Raw genomic sequence first — 13,255 nt, 5'->3', positions numbered from 1 at the left:
TAGCGACAACACGCGTCTGTAGGAGCAGCCTTGGCACGGAAGATCGGCAGCCGGTACACCGCCAACCAGATCCTGGGGCGGGGCAGCGCCGGCACGGTGTGGCTGGGCGAGGGCCCCGAGGGTCCCGTCGCCGTCAAGCTGCTGCGCGAGGATCTCGCGTCCGACCAGGAACTCGTCGGACGCTTCGTCCAGGAGCGCACGGCTCTGCTGGGCCTGGAGCACCCCCACGTGGTCTCCGTACGCGACCTCGTGGTCGACGGCAACGACCTCGCGCTCGTCATGGACCTGGTCCGGGGCACCGATCTGCGCACCCGGCTCGACCGGGAGAAGCGGCTCGCCCCCGCGGCGGCGGTGGCGATCGTGGCGGATGTCGCGGACGGGCTGGCCGCCGCACACGCCAAGGGGGTCGTGCACCGGGACGTGAAGCCGGAGAACATCCTGCTGGACATGCAGGGGCCGCTGGGCCCCGGGGGCGCGCATCCCGCCCTGCTGACGGACTTCGGTGTGGCCAAGCTCATCGACTCGCCGCGACGGACCAGGGCCACGAAGATCATCGGGACGCCGGACTATCTGGCGCCGGAGATCGTCGAGGGGCTGCCGCCGCGGGCGTCCGTGGACATCTACGCCCTCGCGACCGTCCTGTACGAGCTGCTGGCCGGGTTCACGCCGTTCGGGGGCGGGCATCCCGGGGCGGTGCTGCGGCGGCATGTGACGGAGACGGTGGTTCCGCTTCCTGGCATCCCCGACGAGCTGTGGCAGCTGATGGTGCAGTGTCTGGCCAAGGCGCCGGCCTCCCGGCTGCGGGCGTCCGAGCTGGGGACGCGGTTGCGGGAGCTGCTCCCGTTGCTGGCCGGGATGCCCCCGCTGGACGTGGACGAGCCGGACGCGGAGCAGGACGAGGAACCGGACGGGGAGGCACCGACGGCGGCCCCCGACGGTGAGGCCGTGTCCTCCGGGCGGCCGGCGCGGCGGGGAGCCGTGCCGCTGGTGCCGGGCGCCAAGCCCGCCGACTCCAACCGGGACACGCACACCTCGATGAGGGTGCCGGCGCCCGACGAGCTGGCCGGGGGCGCGCGCGGGACCGCCCGGGTGCCGAGGCCCGCCGGGGCGCCGCGGCCGGGCTCCGCGCGCCACCGGGCGACCACGCGGCGGCGGCGGCTGGTCGTGGGGATCGCGGGACTGGTGCTGGTCGCGGCGGCGGGCGCCGGGATATGGGCGGCCACCTCGGGCGACGACGCGGGAGCGTCACCGCAGGACACGAAGAACTCGGCGCCCGCCTCCCCCTGAGCGGGCGGCGGGCCGGGGGACGACCGACGTCGGTTGCCACAGCCGTTAGGCTGGAGGGCGTGGCAGTCGTCGATGTATCCGAAGAGCTCAAGTCCCTCTCCTCGACCATGGAGTCGATCGAGGCCGTTCTGGACCTCGACAAGCTGAGGGCAGACATCGCCGTGCTCGAGGAGCAGGCGGCCGCGCCGTCCCTGTGGGACAACCCGGACGAGGCGCAGAAGATCACCAGCAAGCTGTCCCACCTCCAGGCGGAGGTCAGGAAGGCGGACGCGCTGCGCGGCCGCATCGACGACCTCTCCGTGCTGTTCCAGATGGCCGAGGAGGAGGACGACCCGGACACCCGTGCCGAGGCCGAGGCCGAGCTCGTGTCCGTCAAGAAGGCGCTCGACGAGATGGAGGTGCGGACCCTCCTCTCCGGCGAGTACGACTCCCGCGAGGCGCTCGTCAACATCCGCGCCGAGGCCGGCGGTGTCGACGCCGCCGACTTCGCCGAGAAGCTGCAGCGGATGTACCTGCGGTGGGCGGAGCAGCACGGCTACAAGACCGAGATCTACGAGACGTCGTATGCCGAAGAGGCCGGCATCAAGTCGACCACCTTCGCCGTGCAGATCCCGTACGCCTACGGCACTCTCTCGGTTGAGCAGGGCACGCACCGCCTCGTGCGGATCTCGCCCTTCGACAACCAGGGCCGCCGCCAGACCTCCTTCGCGGGCGTCGAGATCCTCCCCGTGGTCGAGCAGACCGACCACATCGAGATCGACGAGTCCGAGCTGCGCGTGGACGTCTACCGGTCGTCCGGTCCCGGCGGACAGGGCGTCAACACCACCGACTCCGCGGTCCGGTTGACCCACCTGCCCACCGGCATCGTCGTCTCCTGCCAGAACGAGCGCTCGCAGATCCAGAACAAGGCGAGCGCGATGAACGTCCTCCAGGCCAAGCTGCTGGAGCGGCGCCGCCAGGAGGAGCAGGCCGCGATGGACGCCCTCAAGGGCGACGGCGGCAACTCCTGGGGCAACCAGATGCGTTCGTACGTCCTGCACCCGTACCAGATGGTCAAGGACCTGCGCACCGACTTCGAGGTCGGCAACCCCGAGGCTGTGTTCAACGGCGAGATCGACGGCTTCCTCGAAGCCGGAATTCGCTGGCGCAAGCAGCAGGAGAAGTAACTTTGTCGACTTGACAACCGTTCTGCAACTGCCGCCCGTCGGGCGGCAGTTTGCTTTATGTCTGGGTTTTACATCACACTCACAGACCGCTTTCCCCGGCAAAGAGCGCTTACCGGGACATCGCGCCCGCAACGGCCTTGACGTTGCTTTGAAAAATAGGAATGGTAAAGCGTGGCATGCGTATCTCTGGGGCGCATGTGAACCGGGGGACTTGAGCAACCGCTACCTTCTCCCGTCGATCACAGCCCCGAGCGCCGCCTCATTGACGATGAGCTACTGGGGGTAGCAACCACATGACGAAGAAGACGCGGATCCGGATCGCGCGCATAGCCGCCGGTGCCGTGATCGCGGCCGGTGCCTCGCTGACCGCTGCCGGCGCTGCATCCGCGCTGGAGATCAACGTGGGCGTGGGCGACAGCGGGGTCGGCGTGAACGTCGACTCCGGCCTCGGCGACGACCCGACCGACCCGGTCACGGAGATTCCGACCGACCCGGTCACCGAACTCCCCACGGACCCGGCGACCGATCTTCCGACGGACCCGGTGACGCCGCCGGTCACCGAGGACCCGACCGACGACCCGACGGAGCCCACCGAGGACCCGACCGAGCCCACCGACGACCCGACCGACCCGGGCACCGGGAACGGGAACGGCAACGGGAATGGCAACGGCAACGGGAATGGCAACGGCAACGCCGGGGGCGGCAACAGCAACACCGACCCCAACGGCGGCTCCAACGCCTCCACCCAGGAGGAGGGCTCCTCGGCCCTCACCGTCACCGGCACCACGTCCAACACGTCGGCCCAGGGCAACGGGAAGGAGCTCGCCGAGACCGGTGCGGGTCAGACCGCCTTCCTGCTCATCGGTGCCGCCACGATGATCGCCGGCGGTGTCGGCTTCCGCCTGCTGCCGCGTCTGGCGGGCGGCCGTGGTGGCGCTGCTGCCTGACGGTGACCCCAGGTAGTCGCACGCCCGCCTAGCGTGCGCATACTGAACGACGAAGGGCCCGGAGCGTGTCCGCTCCGGGCCCTTCGTATGTCCTCGACCGCCGCCTACGCGGTCTGGTGCGCCAGCAGTGCCACCGTCGCGATCAGGACCGCGAGCAGGGCGATCAGGGCCGTCGGGTTCAGGCCCGCGAAGGGGTTGTCCTGCTGCAGCCGCTCGCGGTTCGCGCGGCACACCGGGCACCGGCCCTCGCTCACGGGTGCCGCGCAGTTTGCGCACACCAGGCGGTCGTACGTCATGCGCGTCACCCTTCTTGCGAATATGTTCTACGGGGAGAACGCCTCCGGGTCCCGGAACGTTCCCCTCTCCACTGTGCCAGGTTCCACTGGGGGCCGCCTGTGCGCTGCCGGAGCCGGGGTTCCCAGGTGGGCACAAAACCGCCCAAGCGATACGCAAACCGAACCGGCGCCTGCGCTCGCGCACCCGGTTCGCGTATGGTCACGCTCATCTACCCCCGGCCTACCGTGGTGCATCCGTGATCCGATTCGACAACGTATCCAAGGTCTACCCAAAGCAGACCCGCCCCGCACTCAGGGATGTCTCCCTGGAAGTGGAGAAGGGCGAGTTCGTGTTCCTCGTCGGGTCCTCCGGCTCCGGAAAGTCCACCTTCCTGCGGCTGATCCTCCGCGAGGAGCGGTGCAGCCAGGGACAGGTGCACGTGCTGGGCAAGGACCTCGCCCGTCTGTCCAACTGGAAGGTGCCGCAGATGCGGCGCCAGTTGGGGACGGTGTTCCAGGACTTCCGGCTCCTGCCCAACAAGACGGTCGCCGAGAACGTGGCCTTCGCGCAGGAGGTCATCGGCAAGTCGAAGGGCGAGATCCGCAAGTCCGTGCCGCAGGTGCTCGACCTCGTCGGGCTCGGCGGCAAGGAGGAGCGGATGCCCGGTGAGCTCTCGGGCGGTGAGCAGCAGCGCGTGGCGATCGCCCGGGCCTTCGTGAACCGGCCCAAGCTGCTGATCGCCGACGAGCCCACCGGCAACCTCGACCCGCAGACCTCCGTCGGCATCATGAAGCTGCTGGACCGGATCAACCGGACCGGCACGACCGTCCTGATGGCCACCCACGACCAGAACATCGTGGACCAGATGCGCAAGCGCGTCATCGAGCTGGAGAAGGGCCGTCTCGTCCGCGACCAGGCACGCGGCGTCTACGGCTACCAGCACTGACCGCCGTTCGAAGAGTTCCCGGAAAGGCCTGAAGAAGACGCCATGCGCGCCCAGTTCGTACTCTCCGAGATCGGTGTCGGTCTCCGTCGCAACCTCACGATGACGTTCGCGGTCATCGTCTCCGTCGCCCTGTCGCTCGCCCTGTTCGGCGGATCGCTCCTCATGAGCGACCAGGTCGGCGCCATGAAGGGCTACTGGTACGACAAGGTCAACGTCTCGATCTTCCTCTGCAACAAGAGCGACGCCGAGTCGGACCCCAACTGCGCCAAGGGCGCGGTGACCGAGGACCAGAAGAAGGACGTCCTCTCCGACCTGAAGAAGATGTCGGTCGTCGAGACGGTCATCCACGAGTCGCAGGACGAGGCGTACAAGCACTACAAGGAGCAGTTCGGCGACTCCCCGCTGGCCGCGTCCCTCACCCCGGACCAGATGCAGGAGTCGTACCGGATCAAGCTGAAGGACCCGGAGAAGTACCAGGTCATCGCGACCGCGTTCAACGGCCGGGACGGCGTGCAGTCCGTGCAGGACCAGAAGGGCATCCTGGACAACCTCTTCACGATGCTGAACCTGATGAACCGGGCCGCGCTCGGTGTCATGGCGCTCATGCTGATCGTCGCCCTGCTGCTGATCGTCAACACGGTGCGCGTCTCGGCGTTCAGCCGTCGGCGGGAGACCGGGATCATGCGGCTCGTGGGCGCGTCCGGCTTCTACATCCAGGCACCGTTCATCATGGAGGCCGCCGTCGCCGGTGCGATCGGCGGCGGGCTCGCCTGTGTCTTCCTGGTCGTCGGCCGGTACTTCACCGTCGATCACGGCATGGCCCTGGCCTCCAAGCTCAACCTGATCAACTTCGTGGGCTGGGACGCCGTCCTGACGAAGCTGCCGCTCATCCTCGCCGCGAGCGTGCTGATGCCCGCGTTGGCCGCGTTCTTCGCGCTGCGCAAGTACCTGAAGGTGTGACACATGCCAAGAGGGCCGTACGGTCAACCGGCCGTGCGGCCCTCTTGCGTTGTCCTAGACTCACCGGCATGTCGGGCCGAGATCCGTTCTGTCAGCCCCGCCGCATCCGCCGCGGGGCGGCCCTGACATTGGTGTTCGCGAGCGTGCTGGTGGCCGGCGCGGCGACCGGTTCCTTCCCCGAGGCCGACGGCGGCGACCACAAGTCCGCCTCGGACGCGGCCCGTTCGGTCGCCCCCGCCGGTCACCACCAGGACGTGGCCGAGGCGGCCGAGGAGGCCATGGCCGACGGCGCGTCCCCCGTGGAGGCCGCCGAGCGTGCCGTCAGCCGCAGCGGGGACCGCTGGGGTGCCGTCTACTCCCGGGGCGAGTACGAGGAGTTCGAGGAGGCCCTCGACGGCCGGTACACCGGCGTCGGCCTGTGGGCGCGGCGCGAGCGGGACGGCCGTATCGAGGTGACCAGGGTGAGCTCCCACTCGCCCGCGGCCGCCGCCGGAATCCGCGAGGGCGACCGGCTGCGCAGTGTCGACGGGGAGCGGGTGGACGGACAACCGGTCACCGAGGTGGTCTCCTTACTGCGCGGCGACGCCACCGACGCGGCCGCCGGTACGGCGGTCCGGCTCGGCCTCGAGCGCGGCACACGCGCGTGGACGCGGACCGTCCGGCGTGCCCGTCTGTCCACGGACTCGGTCGCCGTCCGGGAACTCGCCGACGGGATCACCCTCATCAGGATCGACTCGTTCACCAAGGGCGTCGGGGACGAGGTCCGTGCCGCCGTACGGCGGGCCCCGGCCGGCGGCGGGATCATCCTCGACCTGCGCGGCAACTCCGGCGGGCTGGTCACCGAGGCCGTCACCACGGCGTCCGCCTTCCTCGACGGGGGACTGGTGGCGACCTACGACGTCGACGGATCGCAGCAGGCGCTGCACGCCGAGCCGGGCGGGGACACGAGCCGGGCGTTGGTCGCGCTGGTCGACGGCGGGACGATGAGCGCGGCCGAGCTTCTCACCGGGGCCCTCCAGGACCGGGGGCGCGCGGTGGTCGTGGGGTCGCGGACCTTCGGCAAGGGATCGGTGCAGATGCCCAGCGCGCTGCCGGGCGGGTCCGTGGCAGAACTGACCGTGGGGCACTACAGGACTCCGTCGGGGCGAGGCGTCGACGGGCGCGGGATCACACCTGACCTGGAGGCGGACGACCGGGCCCTTCAGCAGGCGGAGACGGTGATCGCGGGGCTGGGCGCCTAGCGGTTGTCCTCGGTCCGGGAGGCCGTGCGGGAGGCCGTGCGGGAGGTCTCCCGCACCGCTCGATTAAGGGCTGGCCCCGGCCCCCCTCCCTAGTGCGAAAATGGCAGCACTATGAGCAAGGGAATGTACGTACCGAAGGAGTCCCAGCCGAAGCAGGGTGGCGGGGGCGGCAAGGCGCAGGACGGGGAGAAGGGGGGCAAGCGCAAGCTGGTCGCCCAGAACAAGAAGGCCCGGCACGACTACGCGATCATCGACACCTACGAGGCCGGGATCGTGCTCACCGGCACCGAGGTGAAGTCGCTGCGCCAGGGGCGGACCTCGCTGGCCGACGGCTTCGTCCAGATCGACGGCGGCGAGGCGTGGCTGCACAACGCCCACATCCCCGAGTACAGCCAGGGCAGCTGGACCAACCACTCCGCGCGCCGCAAGCGCAAGCTGCTGCTGCACCGCGAGGAGATCGACAAGCTGGAGACGAAGGCCCAGGAGACGGGTCACACGATCGTGCCCCTCGCCCTGTACTTCACCAACGGCCGGGCCAAGGCCGAGATCGCCCTCGCGCGAGGCAAGAAGGAGTACGACAAGCGGCAGACCCTGCGGGAGAAGCAGGACCGGCGGGAGTCGGACCGCGCGATCGCGGCGGTGAAGCGCAAGGAGCGGGGCCAGTAGACCCGGGGCCCGGGGCTCCGGAATACAGTGGCATCGGCGTGCGTTGGTCACGTACGATGGTGTCAACACCGGCCGCGGTCGGTGGGCTGATTGACAACACAACATGGGGATGATCGGTTTCGACAGCGGATGTCGAGGCAGGGGAAGCGTGTCGAGGAAGCGGCAATGATCTCGTAAACCATATGTCGCAACCAATAATCGCCAATTCCAAGAGCGATTCCCGCGTCTTCGCCCTCGCTGCCTAATAAGCAGTGAGCGAAGGCCCTAACGGGTGTCAGCCCGGGAGTGTTCCCGACCCGGATCCTGGCATAATTTAGGGGACTAAACCATCGAGCCCGGTCACGGGGTTCGATGGGAAACCAAACAGTGACTGGGCCCGTCGGCGACTTGTTCGCGTGATCGCCGGGGCCGAGAAAAGCGCAGCGAACTGCACACGGAGAAGCCCTGTTTCTGCACCGTTGGACGCGGGTTCGATTCCCGCCATCTCCACTCGCCTCTTCCGAGAGGCAACCCCATGTTTGTAATTGAACACAGTGACGAAGGCCCGGCAGCTTCACGGCTGCGGGGCCTTCGTCATGTCCTGAGGTTTCACGTGGGAGCGAACCCCGCATGACGCGAACTCCACGCCGGCTGCTGGTCCGTGCGCAGGGTGACGACGCACCGCTGTATCTCGCGGACGAGGAGGGCGCCGACGACCTCTCCCGGTTCACCCGCCCCGTGCCGCTCGACGACCCCGGGCTCGGGCTGACCGAGTCCCTGGCCAACCGGCTGACGTCCTGGTCGCGGGCTCGTCCCGGGGGAGGGCCCACGTCTCGTCAGACCTTGCGCAGATATGCGGAGCAGGGTCTGGAGGTCGCCCAGGCCCTGGCCCGGTACCTCGGGCCGCAGTGGCTGGTGCGGTACTGGGACGACGCGTACGCCACCGACAGGTTCGTCTGCTGGGGGTGCGGGCGACTGCACTGGTCCCTCGACGAGCACGACACGCCGCCGTATCCGCTCCGCATCACCGTCGAGGGCGAGTACAAGTGGCACCCGCTCCGCGCGGAGGGATACGGGGACTTCGCTCCCGACGACCCCGCCGCCGGACTGGACCTGTCCGACGAGCTGGTCGCGGACCTGTCCAGGTGGGCGGCCGACTTCAACGCCGGCATGGAGCAGTGGCTGAACGACAGGGACGATGCGAAGGACGACGCGAGGCGCAGGGAACTGGACCGGTGGGGCCGTAACCTGGCCGAACGCGTGGCCCGTGAAGTGGGCCCGGCAAGGACCGTCACCTATGGCGGACTCGCCTAGCGGTTCTGTCCACGGAGGTCGGTGACGGTCAGTGCGCAGTGTCGACGATTCCGACTTCGGTGTGACCTGGCTGATGAGTACGTTCCACCAGGACTGGACCCATAACGGGCCCACGGCCGCCGAGGCGGTCGGCTACCACTTCTGGGACGGACTGGACCCGGAGAGCGTCGTCGAGGTCCGGCGGGACGCGGCGCTGCTGCTGCGTCTGCCGTCGGCGACGATCGAGGTGCTGTGGCTGGCCGGTACGGAGACCGCTGTGCCCTTCTTCTCCGGAGGGCGTACCGGTGTCACCTCGGGAACGGGGTGGATGCAGACGCTCACCGGCCTGTGCGACACCTGGCTGTCCAGGCACGCCGGGGTCGAGGTGGCCGCCGCCGTCCCCGCCGAGTGGGACGGCGTGGAACTGGCCGACACGGTCCTCGCCGAGATCTCGGCGGCGGACTTCCTGCCGGACGAGGTCGGGCGGGCGCTGACGGAGTGCGTCCGCCGCTGCACACCGGATCTCGCGTTCCGCCTGCTGCTGCGGGCGATGGAGGAGATCGGTTCCACGTCCGGCGCGAGGCTCTCGCCGGAGCACTACGCGCGGCTCACGGCACTGGGCTCGGAGCTGCGGTACGGCGAGTTCGTGGTGCCGCAGGTGCAGCACCTGGTGGCGTGACGGACGGTGCCCCTGGCGTCAGGGGCACCGTCTTCTCATGCGCGGATCCGGAACACCGGATGGTCCGCCGGGTCCGGCAGTGCGTCCAGGACGCCCGTGACGGTCGGCATGGAGCCGTAGGCCTTGCGGTAGGCGGCGAGCAGTGGAGGACGGGAGGATTCCGGGACCTCCTCCACCGTGATCGGCTCGGTGCGGCCGCCGGTGGTGAGGCGGGCCTCGGGGATGGCGCGCAGGTTGAGGGCCCAGTCGCTCCGGCCGCGGTACGAGACGAGGTAGCGCTCGCCCTCGTGGTCCAGGACCGCCACGGGGACCGTGCGCTCGCGGCCCGAGCGGCGGCCTTTGACGGTGAGGCGGGAGATCATCGACCGCTGGAACAAGGGGACCAGCCGGTTGGCCACGTGGCGCTGCATCCAGGGCGGTTTCAGATAGACGCGCATCGCGAATGACTCCCCACGGAGAGTGTGCCGTCAGGCTCCCCACGATAGGGCGACCCCCGCAGACCGGTAACCCCGGCAGTCAGGCCACCGTCCGCCGCCCCGTACTAGCCCGCTCCGTCATCCTCGGCGGCAGCAAGGTCGACTCCGGTACGGATGTCCCGTTCAGTTTCTTCATCAGGAGCTCCACCGCCCGCGCGCCCAGCTCCGCCGACGGCAGCGTGACCGAGGTGATCGGGACGCGGACCGACTCGGCCAGTTCGTCGGGGCAGATCGCGGTGACCGACAGGTCGGCCGGGACGCGTAGGCCCAGGTGCTCGAAGGCGTCGACCAGGGGTTGCAGCAGGGGTTCGTTGTGGACGACGACTCCAGTCAAGGCGGGTTGCTCGCGCAGGAGTTGTTCGGCGACCGCGCGGGCGCCGTCCGGCTCGCAGGGGTGGACGGCCGACGACATCCCGGAGCGGTCCGCGGCGGCCGTGAAGCCCTGGACCACGCGCTGGGCGAAGGCCGTCCGGCGCACGTACACCTCCGGTGGGGAGCCGACCAGGGCCACCGACCGGTGACCCAGCCGCGCCAGATGCTCCACGCACGCCTCGCCCGCCGCCCTGAAGTCGAGGTCGACGCAGGTCAGGCCCTCCGGGGCGGCCGGGAAGCCGATCAGCACGGACGGCAGGTCCAGTGACCGCAGCAACGGCAGCCGTAGGTCGTCCAGTGCGACGTCCATCACGATCAGCGCGTCGACCAGCCCCGTGTCCGCGACCCGGGCCAGGCCGTCCTCCCCCTCCTCCTGGGTCAGCAGCAGCACGTCGTGGCCGTGCCGCCGGGCCGTCGTCACCACCGACACCGCGCACTGCATCACGGTGGGGACATGGATCCCGGACCGCAGGGGCACGACCAGGGCGAGCACGTTCGAGCGCCTGCCGGCCAGGGCGCGGGCGCCCGCGTGCGGGCGGTAGCCCAGCTCGCGGATGGCCGCCTCGACCCGCTGCCGGGTCTCCTCGGAGATCGGGCGCTTGCCGCTGAGCGCGTAGGAGACGGTGCTGGGGGAGACTCCGGCCCGCCGCGCCACATCGGTGATCTTCGCCATCAGCCCAGCTCCAGGGAGAGGAACCCGGTACCGGCTCGCGCCCGCGTCTCGCGCCCGCCCGCGGCGAGCCCCCAGGGCGCCGAGGGGTCGGAGCAGGACGCCCGCAGCGTGTCCCCCTCGCGTACGACGGTGAAGGCGACCTCGCCGACCCGTACCGTGACCTGCTCGCCCCGCCCGAGGCCGTACGCCCGCAGGGTGACGCCGTCGGCGTGGTCGTAGTCGGGCCGGTCGTCCACCGCGCCGACCGGGACCACCGCGCCCGGCCTGACCAGCAGCGGGACGCTCAGGAAGTCGTGCTTCTCGCGCACCCAGCGCGGCCCGGTCACCGTCTCGCCGGTCACGAAGTGGGTCCACGTGCCCTCGGGGACGTAGTAGGAGACCTCGCCCTCGTCGTCGAACACCGGCGCGACCAGCAGGTCGGGGCCGAGCATGTACTGCCGCTCCAGGTGCGCGCACCCGGGATCGTCCGGGAACTCCAGGACCATCGCCCGCATCACCGGCACGCCCTCGGCGTGGGCGGTGCGCGCGGCCTCGTAGAGGTACGGCATCAGCTTCAGCTTGAGGCGGGTGAAGTGCCGCAGGACGTCCACGGACTCCTCGTCGAACAGCCACGGCACCCGGTAGGAGGAGCTGCCGTGCAGCCGGCTGTGGGAGGAGAGGAGTCCGAAGGCCAGCCAGCGCTTGAACAGCGCCGGTGTCGGGGTGCCCTCGAAGCCGCCGATGTCGTGGCTCCAGAAGCCGAAGCCGGACAGGCCAAGGGAGAGGCCGCCGCGCAGGGACTCGGCCATCGACTCGTAGGTCGCCTCGCAGTCGCCGCCCCAGTGCACCGGGAACTGCTGGCTGCCCGCGGTGGCCGAGCGGGCGAAGACCACCGCCTCCTGTTCGCCGCGGTGCTTGCGCAGCACGTCGAAGACGGTCTGGTTGTAGAGGTACGCGTAGTAGTTGTGCATCCGCTCCGGATCGGAGCCGTCGGACCACTCCACGTCCAGCGGGACCCGCTCGCCGAAGTCGGTCTTGAAGCAGTCCACGCCCTGGGCGAGGAGTGCCTCCAGCTTGGACGCGTACCAGTCGCGGGCGGTCGGGCTGGTGAAGTCGACCAGCGCCATGCCGGGCTGCCACAGGTCCCACTGCCAGACGCTGCCGTCGGGGCGCCTGAGGAGATGGCCGAGCGCTTTGCCCTCCGCGAAGAGGGGGGAGCGCTGGGCGATGTACGGGTTGATCCACACGGAGACCCTGAGGCCCCGCTCGTGCAGCCGGGCGAGCATGCCCTCCGGGTCGGGGAAGACCCGCGGGTCCCACTGGAAGTCGCACCAGTTGAACTCGCGCATCCAGAAGCAGTCGAAGTGGAAGACAGAGAGCGGGAGTTCGCGCTCCCGCATGCCCTCGATGAAGGACGTCACCGTCTCCTCGTCGTACGAGGTCGTGAAGGACGTCGACAGCCACAGGCCGAAGGACCAGGCGGGCGGGAGGGCCGGGCGGCCGGTGAGGGCGGTGTACTTGCGGATGATCTCCTTCGGACTCGGGCCGTAGATGACGTAGTACGTCAACTCCTGTGTCTCCGCGCTGAACTGCACCCGGGAGACCGCTTCCGAGCCGACCTCGAAGGAGACCTTGCCCGGGTGGTCGACGAAGACGCCGTAGCCCGCGTCGGTGAGGTAGAACGGGACGTTCTTGTAGGCCTGTTCGGTGGCCGTGCCGCCGTCGGCGTTCCAGATGTCGACGACCTGGCCGTTCTTCACCAGCGGCCCGAAGCGTTCGCCGAGGCCGTACACCGAGGTGCCGACGCCGAGGCCCAGCTGCTCGCGCAGGTAGTGGGCGCCCGAGGCGTCCCGCATGATGCCCATGCCCTTGGGGCCGCTGCCGGTCAGCAGCCGGCCGCCCGCGAGGAAGTCGACCTGCCAGGTGCCGGTGCGGGCCACCCGGACGGACAGGGAGCCGGAGGTGAGGGTGGCGTACTCCTCGTCGTACTCCGTGTGCGCGGTGACGTCCTCCTTCCGCACCTCGAACCGGGGGCCCTGCGGCTGCTCGCCCTCGAAGTGGGTGAAGGTGACGCCGATGACGTCGGGTATCGGGGCGTGGGCGCTGATCGTCACGACCGGTCCCTTCAGCAGGTCGCCGCGGCGGCGGATGGGCTGGGTCGGCGCGAGGATGTCCAGTCGGCCGTCCGCCGCGGCGACCTCGTGGACCTGGGCCGGATGGGCGGCGGTGACGCCCTCGCGCAGCATCCAGTAGCCGTCGGTGAACTTCACTTGCCGCCTCCGGTGATGGTTTGGCTTCCTGGCCGGGGACTTTCC

At 69.8% G+C, this 13,255-nt stretch carries 13 protein-coding genes and 1 other RNA gene; 10 read left to right on the top strand and 4 right to left on the bottom strand.

The annotated features are described in order from the left end of the window. The first annotated feature begins 30 nt into the window (after window positions 1–30). From ACFVYN_RS27940 to ACFVYN_RS27930, 3 genes are all read left to right on the top strand, one after another. Window positions 31–1,287, top strand: a complete 1,257-nt coding sequence (locus ACFVYN_RS27940) for a serine/threonine-protein kinase (RefSeq protein ID WP_390003063.1) — start codon at window positions 31–33, stop codon at window positions 1,285–1,287. 59 nt (window positions 1,288–1,346) lie between these two features. Next, the gene (prfB, locus tag ACFVYN_RS27935; RefSeq protein WP_390003060.1) at window positions 1,347–2,453 is read left to right on the top strand and encodes a peptide chain release factor 2; all 1,107 of its coding nucleotides are present in this window, start codon (window positions 1,347–1,349) and stop codon (window positions 2,451–2,453) included. A gap of 293 nt (window positions 2,454–2,746) precedes the next feature. Next, window positions 2,747–3,400: a hypothetical protein gene (locus ACFVYN_RS27930; RefSeq protein WP_390003057.1), complete on the top strand. Its 654-nt coding sequence runs from the start codon at window positions 2,747–2,749 to the stop codon at window positions 3,398–3,400. Window positions 3,401–3,504: 104 nt separating this feature from the next. Here ACFVYN_RS27930 and ACFVYN_RS27925 read toward each other — a convergent pair whose 3' ends face one another. Then, on the bottom strand, window positions 3,505–3,696 hold the full coding sequence (locus ACFVYN_RS27925) for a hypothetical protein (protein WP_390003054.1): 192 nt from the start codon (window positions 3,694–3,696) through the stop codon (window positions 3,505–3,507). A 236-nt stretch (window positions 3,697–3,932) separates the two neighbouring features. Between ACFVYN_RS27925 and ftsE the strand changes: the two genes are divergently transcribed. From ftsE to ACFVYN_RS27890, 7 genes are all read left to right on the top strand, one after another. Next, window positions 3,933–4,622 (top strand): cell division ATP-binding protein FtsE, encoded by a 690-nt coding sequence (gene ftsE, locus ACFVYN_RS27920; RefSeq protein WP_352391116.1) that lies wholly within the window; start codon window positions 3,933–3,935, stop codon window positions 4,620–4,622. Between the two features lie 42 nt (window positions 4,623–4,664). Then, window positions 4,665–5,582: a permease-like cell division protein FtsX gene (gene ftsX / locus ACFVYN_RS27915; protein WP_359433363.1), complete on the top strand. Its 918-nt coding sequence runs from the start codon at window positions 4,665–4,667 to the stop codon at window positions 5,580–5,582. 68 nt (window positions 5,583–5,650) lie between these two features. Beyond that, the gene (locus ACFVYN_RS27910; RefSeq protein ID WP_390003051.1) at window positions 5,651–6,823 is read left to right on the top strand and encodes a S41 family peptidase; all 1,173 of its coding nucleotides are present in this window, start codon (window positions 5,651–5,653) and stop codon (window positions 6,821–6,823) included. A 123-nt stretch (window positions 6,824–6,946) separates the two neighbouring features. Further along, complete coding sequence (gene smpB / locus ACFVYN_RS27905; RefSeq protein ID WP_352391203.1) at window positions 6,947–7,489, top strand: SsrA-binding protein SmpB; 543 nt, start codon at window positions 6,947–6,949, stop codon at window positions 7,487–7,489. 105 nt (window positions 7,490–7,594) lie between these two features. Then, window positions 7,595–7,981: a transfer-messenger RNA gene (gene ssrA, locus ACFVYN_RS27900) on the top strand. A gap of 117 nt (window positions 7,982–8,098) precedes the next feature. Further along, window positions 8,099–8,782, top strand: a complete 684-nt coding sequence (locus ACFVYN_RS27895) for a hypothetical protein (RefSeq protein WP_390003048.1) — start codon at window positions 8,099–8,101, stop codon at window positions 8,780–8,782. 31 nt (window positions 8,783–8,813) lie between these two features. Next, window positions 8,814–9,440 carry a hypothetical protein gene (locus ACFVYN_RS27890; RefSeq protein ID WP_390003046.1) on the top strand — a complete coding sequence of 209 codons (627 nt, stop codon included), beginning with the start codon at window positions 8,814–8,816 and terminating at the stop codon, window positions 9,438–9,440. Between the two features lie 35 nt (window positions 9,441–9,475). Here the strand turns inward: ACFVYN_RS27890 and ACFVYN_RS27885 are convergent, their stop codons facing one another. The 3 genes from ACFVYN_RS27885 to yicI form a co-directional block, all read right to left on the bottom strand. Further along, window positions 9,476–9,877, bottom strand: a complete 402-nt coding sequence (locus ACFVYN_RS27885; RefSeq protein ID WP_390003043.1) for a nitroreductase family deazaflavin-dependent oxidoreductase — start codon at window positions 9,875–9,877, stop codon at window positions 9,476–9,478. 79 nt (window positions 9,878–9,956) lie between these two features. Then, complete coding sequence (locus ACFVYN_RS27880; RefSeq protein ID WP_390003040.1) at window positions 9,957–10,961, bottom strand: LacI family DNA-binding transcriptional regulator; 1,005 nt, start codon at window positions 10,959–10,961, stop codon at window positions 9,957–9,959. After that, the gene (gene yicI / locus ACFVYN_RS27875; RefSeq protein ID WP_390003037.1) at window positions 10,961–13,210 is read right to left on the bottom strand and encodes an alpha-xylosidase; all 2,250 of its coding nucleotides are present in this window, start codon (window positions 13,208–13,210) and stop codon (window positions 10,961–10,963) included. The genes ACFVYN_RS27880 and yicI overlap by 1 nt, the downstream gene beginning before the upstream one ends. Window positions 13,211–13,255: the final 45 nt, after the last annotated feature.

Source organism: Streptomyces sp. NPDC058307, assembly GCF_042880295.1.
GTDB lineage: Bacteria > Actinomycetota > Actinomycetes > Streptomycetales > Streptomycetaceae > Streptomyces.
This window is presented reverse-complemented; position numbering and strand designations above follow the sequence as displayed.

Excerpts from the sequence above, each read along its gene's own strand:
- ACFVYN_RS27930 (WP_390003057.1), top strand. The coding sequence starts at position 2,747 with ATGACGAAGAAGACGCGGATCCGGATCGCGCGCATAGCCGCCGGTGCC.
- ACFVYN_RS27925 (WP_390003054.1), bottom strand. The coding sequence starts at position 3,696 with ATGACGTACGACCGCCTGGTGTGCGCAAACTGCGCGGCACCCGTGAGC.
- ftsX (WP_359433363.1), top strand. The coding sequence starts at position 4,665 with ATGCGCGCCCAGTTCGTACTCTCCGAGATCGGTGTCGGTCTCCGTCGC.
- ACFVYN_RS27910 (WP_390003051.1), top strand. The coding sequence starts at position 5,651 with ATGTCGGGCCGAGATCCGTTCTGTCAGCCCCGCCGCATCCGCCGCGGG.
- smpB (WP_352391203.1), top strand. The coding sequence starts at position 6,947 with ATGTACGTACCGAAGGAGTCCCAGCCGAAGCAGGGTGGCGGGGGCGGC.
- ACFVYN_RS27895 (WP_390003048.1), top strand. The coding sequence starts at position 8,099 with ATGACGCGAACTCCACGCCGGCTGCTGGTCCGTGCGCAGGGTGACGAC.
- ACFVYN_RS27885 (WP_390003043.1), bottom strand. The coding sequence starts at position 9,877 with ATGCGCGTCTATCTGAAACCGCCCTGGATGCAGCGCCACGTGGCCAAC.
- ACFVYN_RS27880 (WP_390003040.1), bottom strand. The coding sequence starts at position 10,961 with ATGGCGAAGATCACCGATGTGGCGCGGCGGGCCGGAGTCTCCCCCAGC.